General features: G+C 65.3%; 20 protein-coding genes and 1 pseudogene. 9 read left to right on the top strand and 12 right to left on the bottom strand.

What is annotated here, in order from left to right; translation table 11 throughout:
* Positions 1–435 precede the first annotated feature (435 nt).
* The gene (locus ACVIJ6_RS03660; RefSeq protein ID WP_456771537.1) at positions 436–900 is read left to right on the top strand and encodes a hypothetical protein; all 465 of its coding nucleotides are present in this window, start codon (positions 436–438) and stop codon (positions 898–900) included.
* Positions 901–1,394: 494 nt separating this feature from the next.
* Here the strand turns inward: ACVIJ6_RS03660 and uvrB are convergent, their stop codons facing one another.
* The 4 genes from uvrB to ACVIJ6_RS03640 form a co-directional block, all read right to left on the bottom strand.
* Positions 1,395–4,571 carry an excinuclease ABC subunit UvrB gene (uvrB, locus tag ACVIJ6_RS03655; RefSeq protein WP_456771536.1) on the bottom strand — a complete coding sequence of 1,059 codons (3,177 nt, stop codon included), beginning with the start codon at positions 4,569–4,571 and terminating at the stop codon, positions 1,395–1,397.
* Between the two features lie 179 nt (positions 4,572–4,750).
* Entirely contained in the window at positions 4,751–4,933 is a 183-nt protein-coding gene (locus tag ACVIJ6_RS03650) for a hypothetical protein (protein ID WP_456771535.1), read from the bottom strand.
* Positions 4,934–5,102: 169 nt separating this feature from the next.
* Entirely contained in the window at positions 5,103–5,315 is a 213-nt protein-coding gene (locus ACVIJ6_RS03645; RefSeq protein ID WP_041750477.1) for a hypothetical protein, read from the bottom strand.
* Between the two features lie 66 nt (positions 5,316–5,381).
* Positions 5,382–6,305, bottom strand: a complete 924-nt coding sequence (locus ACVIJ6_RS03640; protein WP_012042022.1) for a LysR substrate-binding domain-containing protein — start codon at positions 6,303–6,305, stop codon at positions 5,382–5,384.
* A 92-nt stretch (positions 6,306–6,397) separates the two neighbouring features.
* On the opposite strand from ACVIJ6_RS03640, the gene ACVIJ6_RS03635 reads away from it, so the two are divergent.
* From ACVIJ6_RS03635 to ACVIJ6_RS03625, 3 genes are read left to right on the top strand one after another with little or no spacing between them, the layout of a single operon-like run.
* A complete protein-coding gene (locus ACVIJ6_RS03635; RefSeq protein WP_456771534.1) occupies positions 6,398–7,162 on the top strand; it encodes a TSUP family transporter in 765 nt (254 codons plus the stop codon).
* A 10-nt stretch (positions 7,163–7,172) separates the two neighbouring features.
* Positions 7,173–7,412, top strand: a complete 240-nt coding sequence (locus tag ACVIJ6_RS03630) for a hypothetical protein (RefSeq protein WP_456771533.1) — start codon at positions 7,173–7,175, stop codon at positions 7,410–7,412.
* Positions 7,413–7,457: 45 nt separating this feature from the next.
* Positions 7,458–8,153 carry a glutathione S-transferase family protein gene (locus tag ACVIJ6_RS03625; RefSeq protein ID WP_250172725.1) on the top strand — a complete coding sequence of 232 codons (696 nt, stop codon included), beginning with the start codon at positions 7,458–7,460 and terminating at the stop codon, positions 8,151–8,153.
* Here ACVIJ6_RS03625 and ACVIJ6_RS03620 read toward each other — a convergent pair.
* Entirely contained in the window at positions 8,150–8,935 is a 786-nt protein-coding gene (locus tag ACVIJ6_RS03620; protein WP_456776888.1) for a crotonase/enoyl-CoA hydratase family protein, read from the bottom strand. The two genes, ACVIJ6_RS03625 and ACVIJ6_RS03620, sit on opposite strands and share 4 nt — an antisense overlap.
* Positions 8,936–9,032: 97 nt before the next feature.
* On the opposite strand from ACVIJ6_RS03620, the gene ACVIJ6_RS03615 reads away from it, so the two are divergent.
* Positions 9,033–9,662, top strand: coding sequence for a TetR/AcrR family transcriptional regulator (locus tag ACVIJ6_RS03615; RefSeq protein WP_456771532.1), 630 nt, complete (start codon positions 9,033–9,035; stop codon positions 9,660–9,662).
* A 16-nt stretch (positions 9,663–9,678) separates the two neighbouring features.
* Here ACVIJ6_RS03615 and ACVIJ6_RS03610 read toward each other — a convergent pair.
* Positions 9,679–10,354, bottom strand: a pseudogene (locus ACVIJ6_RS03610) (HAD family hydrolase).
* Positions 10,351–10,560, bottom strand: coding sequence for a cysteine-rich CWC family protein (locus ACVIJ6_RS03605; RefSeq protein WP_456776887.1), 210 nt, complete (start codon positions 10,558–10,560; stop codon positions 10,351–10,353). The pseudogene ACVIJ6_RS03610 and the gene ACVIJ6_RS03605 overlap by 4 nt, the downstream one beginning before the upstream one ends.
* Before the next feature lie 157 nt (positions 10,561–10,717).
* Between ACVIJ6_RS03605 and ACVIJ6_RS03600 the strand changes: the two genes are divergently transcribed.
* The 3 genes from ACVIJ6_RS03600 to ACVIJ6_RS03590 all read left to right on the top strand — a co-directional run bounded on the left by ACVIJ6_RS03600 (position 10,718) and on the right by ACVIJ6_RS03590 (position 13,904).
* Complete coding sequence (locus ACVIJ6_RS03600) at positions 10,718–12,253, top strand: DUF1800 family protein (RefSeq protein ID WP_456771531.1); 1,536 nt, start codon at positions 10,718–10,720, stop codon at positions 12,251–12,253.
* The gene (locus ACVIJ6_RS03595) at positions 12,250–13,473 is read left to right on the top strand and encodes a DUF1501 domain-containing protein (protein WP_456771530.1); all 1,224 of its coding nucleotides are present in this window, start codon (positions 12,250–12,252) and stop codon (positions 13,471–13,473) included. The genes ACVIJ6_RS03600 and ACVIJ6_RS03595 overlap by 4 nt, the downstream gene beginning before the upstream one ends.
* A 110-nt stretch (positions 13,474–13,583) precedes the next feature.
* Positions 13,584–13,904, top strand: coding sequence for an antibiotic biosynthesis monooxygenase family protein (locus ACVIJ6_RS03590; RefSeq protein ID WP_456771529.1), 321 nt, complete (start codon positions 13,584–13,586; stop codon positions 13,902–13,904).
* Positions 13,905–14,075: 171 nt separating this feature from the next.
* Here the strand turns inward: ACVIJ6_RS03590 and ACVIJ6_RS03585 are convergent, their stop codons facing one another.
* From ACVIJ6_RS03585 to ACVIJ6_RS03565, 5 genes are all read right to left on the bottom strand, one after another.
* Complete coding sequence (locus ACVIJ6_RS03585; protein WP_456771528.1) at positions 14,076–14,537, bottom strand: N-acetyltransferase family protein; 462 nt, start codon at positions 14,535–14,537, stop codon at positions 14,076–14,078.
* 73 nt (positions 14,538–14,610) lie between these two features.
* A complete protein-coding gene (locus ACVIJ6_RS03580) occupies positions 14,611–14,796 on the bottom strand; it encodes a hypothetical protein (protein WP_012042034.1) in 186 nt (61 codons plus the stop codon).
* A 67-nt stretch (positions 14,797–14,863) separates the two neighbouring features.
* On the bottom strand, positions 14,864–15,109 hold the full coding sequence (locus ACVIJ6_RS03575; protein WP_456771527.1) for a hypothetical protein: 246 nt from the start codon (positions 15,107–15,109) through the stop codon (positions 14,864–14,866).
* 207 nt (positions 15,110–15,316) lie between these two features.
* Positions 15,317–15,967 carry a glutathione S-transferase family protein gene (locus ACVIJ6_RS03570; RefSeq protein ID WP_456776886.1) on the bottom strand — a complete coding sequence of 217 codons (651 nt, stop codon included), beginning with the start codon at positions 15,965–15,967 and terminating at the stop codon, positions 15,317–15,319.
* A gap of 193 nt (positions 15,968–16,160) precedes the next feature.
* Positions 16,161–17,390: a glycosyltransferase family 87 protein gene (locus tag ACVIJ6_RS03565; RefSeq protein ID WP_456771526.1), complete on the bottom strand. Its 1,230-nt coding sequence runs from the start codon at positions 17,388–17,390 to the stop codon at positions 16,161–16,163.
* A gap of 191 nt (positions 17,391–17,581) precedes the next feature.
* Between ACVIJ6_RS03565 and ACVIJ6_RS03560 the strand changes: the two genes are divergently transcribed.
* On the top strand, positions 17,582–18,784 hold the full coding sequence (locus ACVIJ6_RS03560; RefSeq protein ID WP_250172791.1) for a pyridoxal phosphate-dependent aminotransferase: 1,203 nt from the start codon (positions 17,582–17,584) through the stop codon (positions 18,782–18,784).
* Positions 18,785–18,898 lie beyond the last annotated feature (114 nt).

Raw genomic sequence — 18,898 nt, 5'->3', positions numbered from 1 at the left:
TTCGCGTTCTCCCCGGTGCGCCGGGCTTTCTGGCCACCGTGTCGCGCAATGCGCTTGCGCGCATTACGCTGGATACCAGCATCGGGGTATCAGGACCGCGCGACTTGACCGTGCGTGCCGGATCGTTCGTCGGCGCAACATCAGTCACGCTGCGACCCGACATGCCCACCGCATTTCGCTGCCGACGTCCGTGACGACCGCGATACGTCCCCTTCGACGCAACGAAACGGGTGGACCATAATGCTGATTTGGCGAAGTTGCCAAGCGATTTATTTTTATCCGAAGGGCTGGGCAGGATTCAGAGAGCGCGGACTGATTTGCCCGACGGGCACCATCGTTTGGGATGTCCGTTGCCGCAACCGGGGTGCGCTCCTCATCCCTTTCACGGGGAGACAGCTGTGGCGAGGAGTCGCGGAACGGAAAGAGTCGCTTCCGTTGAGCGGACTAACTCTCGACGGCTATTTCTCGCTGAATGACAGTAAGTACTCCTTCGATATTTCCCAGAACATCGTGGTTCCAGAAGCGAAGGACGCGATAGCCTTCGTCAGCGAGCCGACGATCGCGAACGACATCCCGGACAGATTCGCTATGTTGCCCACCATCAACCTCGATTATCAGAGATCTTTCCCGACAGACGAAATCGCAGATGTATCCCGCAATGGGACGTTACCGAACAAACTTATGGCCCTCCAGCTGGCGGTTGCGGATCCTGTTCCACAAGACCGTTTCCGCGTCTGTCTGGTCAACACGGAGGCGCCGTGCCCGTCCGATAGATTTGAGATCTGGGCCCCGCATGTGCCATGCCCCTCACCCGGATTGCTGCGCAATCCAACCTCTCCCCGCGAAGGGCGGGGAGAGGTTGCACTGTCTGTATTGAGAGAGATTGCGCCAACGACTTGATGAACGCAATGTCCTGTTATTCTCATCATCGCCCGCCGCGCTGATAGTGCGCTCCCTCTCCCCGTTCTTCACGGGGAGAGGGTTGGGGTGAGGGGCAGCCACACGGGAGGTATTAGTTGTGAGTCAGACCTTGCGCTTGCTGCGCTGCGCATTGTTGTGCGCTCATGGGGTTCGAACCCATGGCGACATGCCATCCTTCCGTTCAGCTTGGGATCCTGCGGGCAAATCAGAAACCTCGTGCAATGTCGGATCGGATTGGAGCAGCCCGCCGACATGGACGAAATGACCGTCCGCAGCACTGTCATGGTCATTCTGGCCGCACATGAATTGCCAGCTATCTGGCTCATGCAAAGCATATCGGACTGGACGCTCGCGACGAAGTACGTGGCCGCAGCAGATGACACCAAGCCGGAGATTAGAAAAACCCTTTGGCATTTTCATCAGTGCACACGTGCTGTCGTAACCGCTCGCGGCCGTCGCTCCTGGGAAGTGCACTACCGCTTCTTCCACCCACCCCGCTTGCCCGGCGCGCCGCCGGTCGAGCGTGGGGCCGGGCCGAATTCGGGGCCGGACTCCCGCGAGTTGGTCGGCTGGATGATCTTGCTGCTGCCGCCGAAGGGTTTGGCCGGCAGCTTGGCGTTGGGGCGGTAGGGGAGGGATTCCGGGCCGTGCATCTCGTCGAGATGGGGCTTGTGGACTTTGGAGCCGGTGCTTGCGCCACGGCCGCCGGGACTTGTGGACCCCCCACCCCGACCCTCCCCCGCAAGGGGGGAGGGGGAGGAGGGTCCGCCCGTGCGGCGTGACGAGCCGCCCGTGAGCTCGTCGAGCAGGGGGGCGAGCGGATCTGTGTCGGGGCGCTTTGCTCCGCCACGGCTGCCGCGGCCCTTCAGCGCCGTGGTCGGCAGGTTGGCGGCGTCGCCGTATTTCTTGGCGCCCGCGTAGCTGCCCGCCTTGCTCTGGACGGTGCGCTGCTTGGCGGTGGGGTCGTCGACGACGGCGAGCTCGGTGGCGCGCAGGCGCTTGACCTCGTCGCGCAGGCGGGCCGCCTCTTCGAAGTTGAGATCCGCGGCGGCTTCGCGCATGCGGGTTTCGAGATCGGCCAGCACGGTCTCGAAATTGTGCCCGATCGAGATCACGTCATCGGTCGTGGTGCCACCGCCGGTCTCGACCAGCACGTGGTCGCGCTCATAGACCGAGTTGAGGATGTCGCCGATCGACTTCTTCACGCTCTCCGGCGTGATGCCGTGGGCCGTGTTGTACTCGACCTGCTTCTCGCGGCGGCGGTTGGTCTCGGCGATGGCGCGCTCCATCGAGCCGGTCATCTGGTCGGCGTAGAGGATCACCTTGCCGTCGACGTTACGGGCGGCGCGGCCGATGGTCTGGATCAGCGAGGTCTCGCTGCGCAGAAAACCTTCCTTGTCGGCGTCGAGGATGGCGACCAGTGCGCATTCGGGAATGTCGAGACCCTCGCGCAGCAGGTTGATGCCGACCAGCGCGTCGAATGCGCCCAGCCGCAGATCGCGGATGATCTCGATGCGCTCGATCGTGTCGATGTCGGAGTGCATGTAGCGGACGCGGATGCCCTGCTCGTGCAGATATTCGGTGAGGTCTTCGGCCATGCGCTTGGTCAGGACCGTGATCAGCGAGCGATAGCCCTTCTGCGCGGTGGCGCGGACCTCGCCGAGCAGATCGTCGACCTGGGTGCGGGCGGGACGGATGTCGACCGGCGGGTCGATCAGTCCGGTCGGACGGATGACCTGCTCGACGAACACGCCGCCGGCCTCGTTCAGCTCCCAGCCACCGGGCGTCGCGGAGACGGCCACCGTCTGCGGCCGCATCATGTCCCATTCCTCGAACCGCAACGGGCGGTTGTCCATGCAGGAGGGCAGGCGGAAGCCGTATTCGGCCAAGGTCGCCTTGCGGCGGAAGTCGCCGCGGAACATGCCGCCGATCTGCGGGATGGTGACGTGGCTCTCGTCGGCGAATACCAGCGCATTGTCGGGCACGTATTCGAACAGGGTCGGCGGCGGCTCGCCGGGGCGGCGGCCGGTCAGATAGCGCGAATAGTTCTCGATGCCGGCGCAGCTGCCGGTCGCCTCCATCATCTCGATGTCGAAGGTGGTGCGCTGCTCCAGCCGCTGCGCCTCCAGCAGGCGCCCCTGTGCATGGAGCTGGTCCAGGCGCATCTTCAACTCGGATTTGATCGACTTCATCGCCTGAACCAGGGTCGGGCGCGGCGTCACATAGTGCGAATTGGCGTAGACCTTGATGAACTCCAGCTCATCCTGCTTGTGGCCGGTGAGCGGATCGAACTCCTCGATATTCTCGACGGTGTCGCCGAACAGGTTCACGCGCCAGGCGCGGTCCTCATAGTGCGCCGGGAAGATGTCGATGACGTCGCCGCGCACCCGGAAGGTGCCGCGGGTGAAATCGTGCTGGGTGCGCCTGTATTGCAGAGCGACCAGATCGGCTATCAGCTGGCGCTGGTCGATGCGCTCGCCCTTCTTCAGCGCGAAGGTCATTGCGGTGTAGGTCTCGACCGAACCGATACCGTAGATGCAGGACACCGAGGCGACGATGATGACGTCGTCACGCTCCAGCAGCGCGCGCGTCGCGGCGTGGCGCATCCGGTCGATCTGCTCGTTGATCGAGGAGTCCTTCTCGATATAGGTGTCGGTGCGCGGGACGTAGGCCTCGGGCTGGTAATAGTCGTAATACGAGACGAAGTACTCGACCGCGTTGTCGGGAAAGAAACTCTTGAACTCGCCATACAGCTGTGCGGCGAGCGTCTTGTTGGGCGCGAGGATGATCGCCGGGCGCTGCGTCGCCTCGATCACCTTGGCCATGGTGTAGGTCTTGCCCGAGCCGGTGACGCCGAGCAGCACCTGCGTGCGGTCGTTGCGATTGATGCCCTCGACGAGCTCCGCGATCGCCTGCGGCTGATCGCCCTTCGGCTCGTAGGCCGATTTGATCTCGAAGCGGACGCCGCCTTCCGACTTGTCCGGGCGTGGCGGCCGATGGGGCGTCCACAGTTTCAGCGAGCCGTCGTCCCTGCGGAACTCGGGGCGGCCTTCGCGGATCAGGGCCTCCAGCGCCTCGGCCGTGGCCTTGACCCCCAGCGCCTCCATCTTGCTGCGCGGCGGTCGCGCCAGCGCCTCCTCGTCATCCTCGGCGGTCGGCAGGCCGAGCTGCCGCGCCAGCTCGGGATCGAGCGTCGGAATGGTGGCGGCCGTGCCGTATGTCGCCTGCGGAGCTTCAGCGAGGCCGGTCGGCGCCTGGCTTTCATCCGTGGTGCCCGACCCATCATCTCCCGGCGTCGCGGCAGCGCCGTCCGCAGCGGCGAGCGGCCGTGCTCCAGCCTGCTGGGGCTGGGGATTGGGCCGCAGCGGCATCGGATGTTCGGCTGCATCGCGGCCGGCGATGTCGGCGCCCTTGCCCTTGGTCGACGCGCGGGCACGATGCGCGGCGGCTTCGCCGCCGCTGCGACGGTCCCACGAATTGTCGGGCGGCGGCTTCAATCCCGTTGAGGAACCGATGCCGCTCTCGCCCCGATTGATGGCGGGGTTGAGCAGTTCAGCGAGCGCCGGCGCGATCGGCTGCACGTCCGGGCGGTGCGCTTTGGATTTCGGAGTTCGGCCAGGCTTCTTGGGAGTGTCGGAGGTCTTCGCCATGCGCCGAATATGGGACCGGAAGCGCCGACATGAAAGAGCGATTGCACGACGGCCAACACCCTGCTGACAGCAGGGTGGCAGCAGCACGGCTTGTGGACAAGTCGCTGGCGCAGGACTCCCGGCGGTGCCGGATCATCCCGGACGGAGTGGCGGCGCCGCGGGGCGTCGCCACGACGACGCTAATGACGGGTCGGAGGCTCGACGATGTCGAGATGCACGCCCTGGCAGGCGACGCATTGCAGCGCCCAATATTCGGAACCGCCGCGGCCATTGATGACGCTCAGAATGCTCAGTTCCCCATCGCAATCGGGGCATCGCGTTCGGACGGAGTAGGTCGGGTGTTTGAGGGCAGGCTCAGCCATGAATTGCAGTCCGCATTACCAATACGCTTGGCATTTCGAATGATGGATATGAATGCTTGGATCGACGTGGCCTCGGTAAGCTCCTACTGTCGGAGATTGGTCCGTGCCGCGCTATCCGTCTTTTCACGGGGTTTGGTCGATATCTTGGATCGGCTGCAAATCCGCCGCACTATGACCACCGCGTGCGGAACCGGTCGATATGACTCTTGGCGTCGGCCACGGCCCTATCTGCATCCGACCATGCAAAGCCGACCTCGACCGAGGGAAACGAAACACCATTAATCACCACAGGAGACATATCGACGCGGCGGATTCGTGCGTGCCACAAGCCGCGCCCTGCTTCGAAGGATTCTATGGCAAAATCTTCGTACAAGTTCGTCATTGTCCAGCCCTGGATATGATGAACGGCGATGACAGCATTAATACGTCGAACTACATGTGAATGGGTTCACACCGCGGCGTCTTTTTTGCTGGCCTCCTTGCGCTGAGAATTCCGTGTCGCGGACAGTGCCGCCGCCTGCATGATCCAGCGCCGGAAGGCGGTGAAGTCGCGCTGGCCAGCTTGGAAGCTGCGATAGACGAGATACCAACGCTCGCCTTTTGGCACCGTCAGAGCAAAGGGGGCGACCAAACGTCCGGCGGCGAGATCGTCATCAATGTAGGGGCGGATGCCCATCGCGACGCCAAGCCCGTCGATAGCGGCTTGCAGCGCATGGCCGTAATACTGAAACTCCGTACCTCGTGCTGTGATGCGCGAGACTCCGGCAGCCTTCAACCAAAGCGACCAGTCCTCGGCGGCATGGGACACCCGCAGCAGGCTTGGTCCTTTGAGGTCACTCGGTCGCTTCAGGGTTGCAGCCAGCCGCGGCGTGCATACCGGCACGAGGTCGGCGGCAAACAGCGGTTCGGCGACAAGCCCCGGCCAGGCGCCATCGCCCAGTCTGATGCCGCAGCTCCAATCGTCGCCGAACGGTACGGCTGCGCCGCCGGTGGTGATGCGCACCTCGATGTCCGGCTCCTCCTCGCTGAAATCGGCGAGCCGCGGGATCAGCCATTTCATCGCGAAGGTCGGTCCGACGCCCAGCGTCAGCACGCGCATCGACGACGGCGCCATGATCTGCGCGGTTAGGCTGGACAAAGCGTCGAAGATCGGGGTGAGCCCGCTCTGATAGGCGCGGCCGGCCGCGGTGAGCGCCAGCCGGTTGGCCTTGCGCTCGAACAGGACGACGCCGAGACGCTGCTCCAGCAGGTTGACCATGCGGCTGATCGCGGCGGCCGAGACGTTGAGCTCGGTGCCGGCCGCGGCGAAGCTGCCGGTGCGGGCTGCCGCCTCGAATGCCTTGATGCCGTTCAGAAACAGAAGCCGCCGCATGCCAGCCCTCAGGAAAACTGATGGAGGGCAAGATAACTCGGTTTGTGTCGCGGCCGCCAGTGCGACATCCTCGCTTGCAGAGGAGATCAGCCATGTCGCCTGTCCTGATTGCAGCGCTCGGATTGCTGATGGTGGCAACCGCCTTCCTGTCGGGTCTGTTCGGCATGGCCGGCGGGCTGATCCTGATCGGTGTTCTGCTCGCGATCCTGCCGCTGCCGGCGGCCATGGTCCTGCATGCGATCACCCAGATGGCGTCCAATGGCTGGCGCGCGGTGCTGTGGCGCCGGCATATCCGCTGGCGGCCGGTCGCGGTGTATCTGATCGGCTGCGCACTGGCGCTCGGCCTCTGGGCCTTGGTGCGCTACGTGCCGGACAAGCCGGTGGCGCTGCTGCTGCTCGGCGTCACGCCGTTCATGGCGCGACTGCTGCCGGCCGGCCTCAGGCCCGATCCGGACAGCGTCTGGCAGGGCACGATCTACGGCACGATCTGCATGGGGCTGATGCTGATGACCGGCGTGTCCGGTCCGCTGCTCGACACCTTCTTTCTCGGCGCACGCTTCGACCGCAGGTCGATCGTGGCGACGAAGGCCACGTGCCAGGTCGCGAGCCACCTCACCAAGCTGATCTATTTCGGCGGCATCATCGATCAGGCCGCCAGTCTCGACCCCATGCTCGCGATGATCGCGGTGATGGCCTCGATGCTCGGCACGACATTGGCGCGGCGGCTGCTGGAGTCGATGAGCGAGCAGCAGTTCAGGGCCTGGGCGAACCGCATCATCACGGTCGTGGCGAGCTACTACATTCTTTATGCCGGCTGGCTGATGCTGATCGCCCAGCGGTCTGTCGCAGCCGAATAATGAGCGCAGCATGAGCACAAATGTGGATCCCCTGGTGCTGGACTTCGTCGAATGGATCGCGCGCGAGCCGCGGCGCCATGCCGAGGTGCTGGAGACCTGGCGCACAAGCTGTCCCCGGCTGACGATCTGGGAGGATGCGGCCGACGCCGGCTACGTGACCCGCACCGCCGTCGCCAGCGCAGGCCTGGTCGTCGCGGTCACCGCGGCGGGCGCGCAGCTGCTGCGCGACAATGGCCGCTGCATCGGCTAGAACACGCCGTGACACGGGGAGGGACCGGGACATGGTACCGAAGACATGGCGCTGAAGCTGTTCGAACTTGTCGGCACCGATGCCGGCCGCCCGTTCAGTCCGTTCTGCTGGCGCTCGCGGCTGGCCCTGGCGCATAAGGGCTTGAGCGCGGAGTCGATCCCCTGGCGCTTCACCGAGAAGAGTGCGCTGGCGCCGTACGGATCGGAAAAGGTGCCGGTGATGCTCGACCGCGATCGTGCGGTGGCCGATTCCTGGATCATCGCGACCTATCTGGAGGACACCTATCCGGACCGGCCGTCGCTGTTCGGCGGCGCCGGCGGCCGCGCGATGGCGCGGTTCCTCAATGCGTGGGGCGACATCGCCATCGTCGGCGGCATTTTCCCGCTGATCATCGCCGACATTCCGAACAATCTGGCCGCCGTCGACGCCGCTTATTTCCGTCAGTCGCGCGAGGCGCGGTTCGGCAAGCGCCTCGAAGAGATCATGGCGCCACGCGACCAGGCGGTGGTGGGTTTCCGCAAGTCGCTGGAGCCGCTGCGCCAGACGCTGAAGACGCAGCCCTTCCTCGGCGGCGACGCGCCCAATTATGCCGATTACATCGTGTTCGGCGGCTTTCAATGGGCGCGTGTGGTGAGCCCGTTCAGGCTGCTGGAGGAGACGGACAGCGTCTACGCCTGGCGCGAGCGGCTGCTCGACGCGTTCGACGGATTGGCCCGCAACTCGCCGGGCTATCCGGTCTAGAGCGACGAGCGCGGCCGGCGTTCGCGCCACGCCGCCAGTCCATCCTCCAGGTCGCGACCGCCGACCAGGCGCCCGAACTGCTCGCCTTCGACCTGAAGCCCCTCGCCGATGGCCATGTTGAGCCCGCGGGTTGCGGCGGTGATGACGCTCGTGACGGCATCGGGGCCATGGCGGATGATGCGCTGTGCCAGCTCGCGCGCGGCCGGCAACATCTGGTCGTGCGGCACGACCGCGTTGACGAGGCCGATCTCCGCTGCGCGCTGCGCCGGGATCGCGTCGCCGGTCAGCAGCAGTTCCAGGCCGCGCTTGCGGCCCACCAGCCGCGGCAGCCGCTGCGTGCCGCCGAAGGTCGGAGGCATGCCGAGCCGGATTTCCGGCTTGGCAAAGCTGGCGCGCGCGCTCGCGACCGCCAGATGCACGGCCTCCGTGATCTCGCAGCCGCCGCCGAAGGCGAGCCCGTTGACCGCCGCAATGATCGGCTTCGGGAAGGCCTCCAGGCGCGAGGTCATGGCCTGGCCGCGGCGGACGAAGTCGCGCAAGGCGACGCTGCGGCCATGGCCGACGCTCGCGGCGAATTCGTGAATGTCCGCGCCGGCCGAGAACGCCCGGTCGCCGGCGCCGGTGAGAATGATCGCCCTGATGCCGGCGTCGCTCTCGATGCGGTCGAGCATGGCCATCAGCGCGTCGATCAATCGGTAGCTGAGCGCGTTGAGGCGCTCCGGACGATTGAGGGTGAGCAGGGCGATGCGGTCGGTGATGTCGAGCAGAACGGTGTCGGTCATGGCGGCTCCTCGCGGCTGGCAGCAAACGCTGCGAAGACTAGGCGCCGTGACGCTCAAGGTATATTCACTGGTCAGTATACCTGAGACGAGTGCCGTCATGACCCGCCCCTCGGATTCGACCCGGACGCGCATCCTCGCCGCCGCGAGCCGGCTGTTCTACGCCGAAGGCATCCGCGCCGTCAGCGTCGATGCGGTGGCGGAGAAGGCGGCGATCACCAAGAAGACGCTGTACTATCATTTTCGCAGCAAGGACGATCTCGTCGCAGCCTATCTGGCGGCGCGCGACCAGCCCAATCTGGAGCTGTTCAAGCGCTGGTTCGAGGAGACTCCGGGAGGGCTGCCCGACAAGCTGGCGGGTCTCTTCCGGCAGCTTGCGCGCGCCGCGCGGCATCCCAGATGGCGCGGCTGCGGCTTCCTGCGCACGACGGCGGAGCTTGCCAATCTGCCCGGTCATCCCGCAATCCGAATCGGCGCCGCGCACAAGAAGAAGTTCGAGGCCTGGCTGCAGGCTGTGTTCGAAGCCGAGGGGATCAGCGGCGCTGGCGAGCTCGCGCGGCAGATGCTGCTGCTGCTCGACGGATCGTTCGCGGTCGGGCTGCTGCACCGGGACGCCAGCTACATGGAGAGCGCCGGCGAGGCGGCGCGGTCGCTGGTTGCCGCGGCCCTGCCGCAGCGCTCGCGATCGGGGCCGACGCGCAAGCGGGCTGCTGCGTGCCGGACCGGCTAGACGATGGTCACGTCGGTCATGTGAGTTGCAGGCGCTCTCCGAGCAGTTCGCGGACAGCGTCGAGATGCGGCAGCACCGCCACGCATGCGGCGCGCGAGCGATCGGTCGGCGGCACGATGTCCGGCACCATCAGCGTGATCGCGCCCGCGGCATGCGCCGCAGCGACGCCGGGATTGGAATCCTCGATCGCGACGCAGGCGGCCGCGCGCGTGCCGAGCCGGTGCGCGGCGAGCAGATACAGATCGGGATGCGGCTTGGCACGGCTGACATCGTCCCGGGTCAGCACCGCATCGAACCGATGATCGATGCCGGCAAGGCGAAGATGTTCGGCGGCCGTGTTGCGCGACGACGAGGTCACGACCGCCTTGGGCAGGCCGGCGGCGTCGATCGCATCGAGCAGATCGATGACGCCGCGCTTCAGCGGCATGCCGGCCTGCAGGATCTCGGCGGTCTTGGCGGCAAACAGCCGGTTGACTTCGATGAGGGGAAAGTTGTCGCCGAAATGGTCGCGCAAGGTGCGCTCATTGTCCGGCCCGGGGATTCCGATCATCGCGTGACAGAGCTCGACGACGCCGTCGTTATAGCCGAGCGCATTCAGCCGCTGCGATCGATGCGTCGAGATAGACCTGCTCGGTGTCGAGCAGTGTTCCGTCCATGTCGAGCAGCACGGCTTCGACGTGCCAGCGCGTCATGAGCACGGCTCCGCTTCGCCGGCCAGCCTGGTCAGGCAGCGCGCGCACAGGCAGTCCTTGAACCGGCTTTGTCCGTCAGTCGGCAGCGGCAGGCGTACGGTTTCCTCGAAGCACCAGCATGCGCCGCCGGGATCGCAGGTGAATTCCGCGCCACACGACTCGCAGCTCAGCTGCCGTGTGGTAACCTTTGCTAAACGATTTGTCATGTTCGGAACCACGTCCAAGCAGTCCTTTTCATGTCCGGTTCATCTGCTCCGGCAAGTATAGTCCGTGACAATCTGCCGCGCCATCGCAGTCTGGATGCGGCATGAGCACGCTCCCCGCGATGATCTGCGCAAGGGGGCTCGCTGATAAGGATTTGCCATGGCGCGTGATCCACAAGGCGCTCTGATCGCCCTGAACCGCTTCGGCTTCGGTGCGCGCGGCGGTGCCTCCGGCGATCTGATGAATGCGGCGTCCGATCCGCGCGGCTTCGTCAAGGCCGAGCTGGCCCGTCCGAATGGCGCGCTCCTGGAACTGCCCGGCCTGCAGGCGACGCCTGTCCTCGCCGAGGCCGTGTTTGCCTATCAGGACGAGGTCAAGCGGGCGCGCGAAGCCGCCGCCAAGTCAGATGCGTCGCCGGAGCAGCCGGCCCAGACGCGCAACCCGCCGGCCACGGGCGCCGATCTGCCGATGGCGTCGCCATCGCCCGCCGCCCCGCAGGCGGCAAGCCTGTCGCCTCAGACTGGCGAGGCCGCGCCGGCGATGCAGGCGGTCCAAGCCAAGCCGCAGCCGCAGCAGCCGCCCAACGTCGTCCAGAAGACATTCCGCGCCGAGGCGCGGGCGCGGCTGCAGCGCGCGGTGCTGGCCGATTGCGGCGTGACGGAGCGCCTGGTGGCGTTCTGGTCGAACCATTTCTGCATCTCGGCGGGCAAGGGCGAGCTGGCGCGGATGTGGGCGGGCGCGTTCGAGCGCGAGGCGATTCGGCCGCATGTGCTCGGGCGCTTCGCCGACATGCTCAAGGCGGTCGAGCAGCATCCGGCGATGCTGTTCTTTCTCGACAATCAGGAATCGCTCGGTCCGGAGTCGCGCGCCGGCCAGAACCGCAAGCGAGGTCTGAACGAAAATCTCGCGCGCGAGATCATGGAGCTGCATACGCTCGGCGTCGGCGGCGGCTACACCCAGGAGGATGTGACGTCGCTGGCGCGCATCATCACCGGCTGGAGCTTTGCCGGACGCAACAGCCGTAACGCAGCCCCCGGCAGCTTCGTGTTCAACGCCAATGCGCATCAGCCGGGGCCGCAGACCCTGCTCGGCAAGATCTATCCGGATGACGGCCTGGCCCAGGGCGAGGCGGCGCTCGCCGACATCGCGCGCCATCCCTCGACCGCGAAGTTCATCGCCACCAAGCTCGCCCGCCACTTTGTGGCCGACGATCCGCCGCCTGCGCTGGTGGTGCGCCTCGAAGCCGTGTTCAAGACCAGCGACGGCGATCTCAGGGCGGTGACATCGGCGTTGATCGATGCCGACGAAGCCTGGTCGGCGCCGCTGACCAAGATCCGCTCGCCCTATGAGTTCCTGATCGCCGGCGGCCGGCTGCTGTCGCGCGTGCCTGAAGACCCCGGCTTCTATCTCAACGCCCTGAACACGCTCGGTCAGCCCTTGTGGGCGCCGGCGGGGCCGAACGGATTTGCCGACACCAATGCGATGTGGGCGGCGCCCGAAGGCATGAAGCTGCGGCTCGACCTCTCCGCGCAGCTCGCGTCGCGTCTCGGCAACAATCTCGATCCGCGCGAGATGCTGGAGATCGTCGCGGGCGACGCCGCCTCGAGCGACACGCGGCGCACGATCGAGCGCGCCGAGCAGCGCCAGCAGGCGCTGGCGCTGCTGCTGATGTCGCCGGAATTTCAGAGGAGATGAGGATGGAGCAGATCAGGACAACGCTGTTGACCTCGCGCCGGCACGTGCTGCTGGCCGGCGCCTCCTTTGCGGCCTGGGCCTATCTGCCGAAATTCGCCCGCGCCGCCGATCAGCGCGATCCGCGCCTGATCGTGGTGATCCTGCGCGGCGCGCTCGACGGGCTCGCCACCGTCGCGCCGATCGGCGACCCCGATTATGCCGGGCTGCATGGCGCGATCGCGCTGACCGCCGACGGGCCGCATCCGGCGCTGCCGCTGGATTCGTTCTTCGCGCTGCATCCGTCGATGCCGGAATTCGCACGCATGTATCGCGACAAGCAGGCCGCGGTGATCCATGCGGTCGCCACGCCCTATCGCGAGCGCTCGCATTTCGATGGCCAGGATGTGCTCGAAAGCGGCTTCGCAGGGCCCGGCCGCGTGCAGTCCGGCTGGCTCAACCGCGCCTTGGAGGCATTGCCGCGTGGCGTGCGGGTGTCGAGCGCGCTCGCGGTCGGGCCGACCGCGCCGCTGGTGCTGCGCGGTGCCGCGCCGACCGCAGGCTGGGCGCCGGTGACGTTGCCGCAAGCCGACGACGACACCGCGATGCGGCTGGTCGATCTCTATACGCATCGTGATCCCGCGCTGGCGGCGGCGCTGTCGCAAGGGCTGAAGCTGGAGAAGGTCGCGTTCGGCGACGACATGAAGCCGAAGCCGGGCGGCAACCAGATCGCGGCGATGCGCCAGGTGGCGCGCGGCGCGGCGAAGCTGATGGCCACGGATGATGGTCCGCGCATCGCGGCGCTGGCGTTCGACGGCTGGGACACCCATGCCAATGAAGGCGGCGCCGTCGGCCGGCTGGCACAATTGCTGTCGGGCCTCGACGGCGCGCTCGCCGAATTCGAGAGCGGGCTGGGCGCGCGCTGGCGCGATACGGTGGTCGTCGTCGCCACCGAATTCGGGCGCACGGCGAAGATCAACGGCACCCAGGGCACCGATCACGGCACCGGCACCATCGCGCTGCTCGCCGGCGGCGCAGTCAAGGGCGGCCGGGTGATGGCCGATTGGCCGTCACTGAAGACCGCGAGCCTCTATCAGGGCCGCGACCTCGCGCCGACGACGGATCTGCGCGCGGTGTTCAAGGGCGTGCTGGCCGATCATCTCGGCCTCGGAGAGCGTGCGCTCGGCGAGAGTGTGTTTCCGGACAGTGCTGCCGTGAAGCCGATCAAGGGGCTGGTGGCGTAAACCGGGACGCTCCATCCGAGCCTCTCGCAATGGCGACGATCGCCGCAGGCGCATTGCGCGGCGAAGTCTGCTATTCCTGAACGCAGCGGCACATCATCCAGGAGATCAGCATGTTCATCGCCATGAATCGTTTTCGCGTCGCCAAGGGCTCGGAGGCGGCCTTCGAGCAGGTCTGGCTGTCGCGCGACAGCCATCTCGACAAGGTGCCCGGCTTCGTCGAGTTTCATCTGCTGAAGGGACCGGAGGCCGAGGACCACACGCTCTATGCCTCGCACACGATCTGGGCGTCGAAAACCGCCTTCGAGGACTGGACCAAGTCGGAAGCCTTCCGTGCCGCCCATAAGGGGGCCGGGGACAACAAGCCGCTTTATCTCGGCCCGCCGCAGTTCGAAGGTTTCGAGGTGCGCCAGACGGTCGGCGGAAAGAAGTAGGACGTCGCTCGGGATTGCATTCGGTCGAGGCAATTCCTCTCACCAAAAAAATGCGGCCCCGGTCAGAGACGGCGACTGACGGGGACCGCTGAACGCGTGATCGGTGACGGGGGGTGATCAGGCGCCCCGTGAAGCGTAGGCCTGTGACGTGACCATTGCGTGACAGCGCGTCTATAGCGTCTTGCGATAGACAATGAAGCCCGAGCGTTCGGCGACCTTGTTGTAGAGCGCCTGGGCCGTGGTGTTGGTCTCGTGCGTCTGCCAATACACCCGCGGAGAGCCGGCCCGCCGCGCCTCCTTGTAGACCGCTTCGATCAGCGCGCGACCGACACCCTTGCCGCGTGCGGCTTCGCTCGTGAACAGGTCGTTGAGATAGCAGATCGGTGCGATCGTCGTGGTGGCGCGGTGAAACAGGTAATGCACGAGACCGACCAGTTCGCCATCCTGCTCGGCCACCAGCGCATGCACTGGCTCATCAGCATCGAAGAAGCGCGCCCAAGTTGTCGCGGTCACCTCGGGCGGCAACGCGGTCGCTCCCGAACGACCGTAGAAGCTGTTATAGCCGTCCCACAAAGGTAGCCAGCGATCATAGTCCTCGTGCGTGATGGCACGTATCATGGGAGAGGAATGCATCAATGAGCCGCCATCGGTTGCTATGCCAAAGGCTCTCTCGATACGTCCTGCATCGCCTGTGATCAATCCATGATCAATCAGTAAGTCCGTTCTCTGTTGGAAACTGCGTCAGTTGCGCTTGAACCGTTCCGCCGCCTTCACTGAGCGGAGAGAGCGAAAGCTCGCCCTTCCGCTCGATCAAGATCAGCAGTGACGCCGCCAGCAGGATCGCGAGTGCCAGGGTCACGGCAACGATTACGACCGTTGATTTCATCGCCATTTGGAGCGCGAGACAATCATCGCCTGTTGTCGCGAAAACTGCGAAGGGTTGTCAAAAACGTCTGCTGCTAAGTCGACATCAGGGCGCGGATGGAGAGCGTCGCGATGGTGACGATGCTTACGCCCAGCGATAGCGTGCCAGCTGCGATGCAGGCGGCGACGATGCTGGTCAGCCGCGGCGACAGAGTCAGCGTTGCATTGCCGTGAAAGCCGCCGGCGCGAAACGAGCCGTCGGGACGTTCAAGCAGGGACAGCGAGGAAGGACCTCGGATCCCTGACAGACTCGGAACGGAAGCACGATGCCACCCATACATGACCTCGAATCCCTCACCCCTACATGCGCGAGCGAATCACTCGCGGAGGTAAATTCTGCAGTAATGACAGGCAGGAATGCGGCGGTGGCGGGCCAAAAACGGCAAAACAATGGCGCTGGCGGTATTTGTTCCCACCATTCCGTGTGTTTTCTCCGCTATTCTACGGACAGTCGGTAGTCTTACGGTGCTCGCGCGCTCGGTGCTCGCTCAATCGTAATCGGCGGCGATACCGGCAGAGTCGATCAACGCCGGCTGCCAATCCATGGCGACGAAACCCGGCGCCTGCTCGACCCGCCGCAGCCAGCTGCGGATTTTTGGAAAGGTCGAGAGATCGAAGTCGCAGCGGTCGGCCACATGCGTGTAGCCATAGAGCGCGATGTCGGCGACGGTCAGCTGCTTTGCCGCGAAGTAGTCGTTGGTCTTGAGATGATTCTCCATCACCTGCAGCGCCGCATAGCCGCGTTCCATCCAGTCCTCCAGCGCATGTGTCTGCAGGTCGCGCCCGCCCTTCACCAGCAGCAGCCAGAAATAGGCAGCCCCGATGTTGGGCTCCAGCGCGTGCTGCTCGAAGAACATCCATTGCAGCGCCTCGGCGCGCTCGATGCGGGACTCGGGCACCAGCGGCGTGCCGCCGGCGACGTACCACAGGATCGCATTGGACTCGGCGATGTAACGATCCTCTCCGACCTCGAGCAGCGGCACCTGGCCACTGGGATTCTTGGCGAGGAATTCAGGCGTGCGGCTCTCCCCGCGCAGAATGTCGATCTCGATCGCCTGATAGGGCGCGTTCAGCAACGCCAGCGCAAGGCGAACCTTGTAGCTGTTGCCTGAGCGCTGCATGGAATAGAGCTTGTACATCCGGCCAATATCGAGTTCGAGGAATCGTTCAGTCGCAGAATCATGCATTCGGACGCCAGATCGTCCCGCAATGCGGCCAGACAATGATGCCGAAGGGCCCAGGCCGCAAGAGCCGGCGGATGGAAAAAGTCGAAAAGCGCTACTGCAGTGCACGCGCAGACAACAACTTTCCAACAGCGTCAAACAATCGAGATCACGCTTGTGCGATGCGCGCGTGTCCGCTGATCTCGGAGGCGCGATCAGCCTGCGCGCGGAGCAGAGTGAAGGCGAACAGCGCGATCAGCACCATGAGGCCGAGCGGCACCGTGGTCAGCCCGGCGATGCTGCGCGACAGCAGCGGCACGATCCAGGCTGTGCCGAGCACGCTGATCTCATAATCGCGAAAGCCGTTGGCGAGGCCGTGACGAACGAAGAAGATGATCGCGACCGCTGTGACCACGAGGTCGTAGTCGAGCACATAGGGGGTTGCCAGCAGGCTTGCGCTCGCCAGCGCCGAAGCCTTGAGATCGAAGGCCGCTTCGCTCCGCCACAGCCAGGCGAGGCCGGTCGCGAGGGCCAGGGCCATGATGGTCTGCACCGTGTAGGCGGTCTTGACATCGGCGCCCCAATGGCGCGCGGCTGAGAACGCCGACTGGATCTTTTCCCAGCCCGTGCCGCCTTGTTCGAGCACCACGTTCTGTGTGAACGTCATGGACTGAAAGAAGGCGTGCCAGACATCGCCGCCGAGCGCAGCAAAGCTGAGCGCAACCAGGGCGCCGACGGTGATGCCGGCTGCCGTGATCGTCGACCAGCGCGCGCCTGCGACGAGAGCCACCGGGATGAGCATGCCGAATTGCGGCTTGTAGGCGAGAAGCCCGATCAGAATTCCGGCCATCCACGGCCTGCGTTCGATCAGCAGCAGGGCACCACCGAGCAGTGCCGCCGTGAAGAAGGCGTTCTGCCCATGGCCGATGTTCACGAACACCGCCGGGAACGCGGCTGAAACCAGCAGCGTCTCGGGGCGCGGCAGGATCGCGCGCATGACGGCAAGGTAGGCAAGCAGGCTCGACACCACCCACAGCGCGAGCCCGCCGGCATAGGGCAGCATGGCGGTGATGGCGGCGACGGCGAAGAAGAACGGCGGATAGTGCCAGCCGAAGAACGGCACGTCGCGGCCATGGAAGACGGCCTTTTCCATTGCGTGCTGCAGCGGCGGATCATAGGCGTCAGCCGCCTTGCCCTGAAGGGTCAGCACGCCTGCCGCATAGACGTTGGAGAAGTCCGTGCCGATCGGCTTGCCGTGACGGTCGATCAGGCCGTCGGACAGCGCGATCCAGCCGGCGATCGCGGCCATGGTGAAGGCGAGCAGGATCCAGCTGTAGGACTTGATCCGCGCGGCCGTCAGCCAGTCGCCGGATCGCAGGGCGCACCCGATATCGGTCATCTCGGCCTGAAGAAATGGACAATCGTTCAGGCAGCCTAGCGGGGCGGCTTTAACGTTCTCTAAAGTCTTGGGAGCCATGTGCCCAAGCTTCTTGCGATGCCGCGCCGCGGGCCTTAAAAGCGGGCGTTTCCCTGACATGACCGGTCGTGGCCCGAATGGGGTGATCCACGACGCCTGCATAGGAGCTGATGATGTCCTTTCTCGCCGCTGCGCTCGACCGTGTGAAGCCGTCCGCGACCATCGCGGTCACGGATAAAGCGCGTGTCCTCAAAGCGGCGGGGCGCAATGTCATCGGCCTCGGCGCCGGCGAGCCGGATTTCGACACGCCTGACAACATCAAGGAAGCCGCCATCAAGGCGATCCAGGCTGGCAAGACCAAGTACACCGCGGTCGACGGCATCCCTGAGCTGAAGGAAGCCATCATCGGCAAGTTCCAGCGCGAGAACGGTCTCACCTACAAGCCGAACCAGGTGATCGTCGGCGTCGGCGGCAAGCAGGTGCTCTATAACGCCCTGATGGCGACGATTAATCCGGGCGACCAGGTGATCATCCCGGCGCCGTATTGGGTCAGCTATCCGGAGATGGTGGCGCTCGCCGGCGGCGAGCCCGTGCCGGTGGTCTGCACGGCCGCCCATGGCTTCAAGCTGCAGCCGGAGGCGCTGGAGAAGGCGATCACGCCGAAGACCAAATGGCTGATCCTGTGTTCGCCGTCGAACCCGACCGGCGCCGCCTATACCAAGGCCGAGCTGAAGGCGCTCACCGAGGTGCTGGTCAAGCATCCGCATGTCTGGATCATGACCGACGACATGTATGAGCACCTCGTCTATGACGACTTCGTCTTCACGACTCCGGCGCAAGTCGAGCCGTCGCTGTTCGACCGTACGCTGACCGTGAACGGCGTCTCCAAGGCCTATTGCATGACCGGCTGGCGCATCGGCTATGCCGGCGGCCCGGCCAACCTCATCAAGGCCATGGCGACGATCCAGTCGCAGTCGACCTCGAATCCGTGCTCGATCGCACAGTGGGCGGCTGTGGAGGCCTTGAACGGTCCGCAGGATTTCATCCCGGCGAACAACAAGGTGTTCAAGGAGCGCCGCGATCTGGCGGTGTCGATGTTGAACCAGGCGAGTGGCATCGAATGTCCGCGGCCCGAAGGCGCCTTCTATGTCTATCCGTCCTGCGCCGGCACGATTGGCAAGACCGCGCCGTCCGGCAAGGTCATCGACAATGACGAGACGTTCGTCACCGAGCTGCTGGAAACCGAGGGCGTGGCCGTGGTGCACGGCTCGGCCTTCGGCCTCGGCCCGGCGTTCCGCATCTCCTACGCCACCAAGACGTCGGATCTCGAGGAGGCCTGCAAGCGCATCCAGAGGTTCTGCGGCAATCTGAGGTAATCCGGCAACAGCCGCTCTGATTCTCCTGCAGCCAAGTTCCGCACAGAAAGGCGCCATGTTTTCAACATGGCGCCTTTCTCTTGTCGGGCGGTAAGTGTGCTGGCGTAGGGTTGG

It is taken from the genome of Bradyrhizobium sp. USDA 4369, from assembly GCF_054056435.1.
This window is presented reverse-complemented; position numbering and strand designations above follow the sequence as displayed.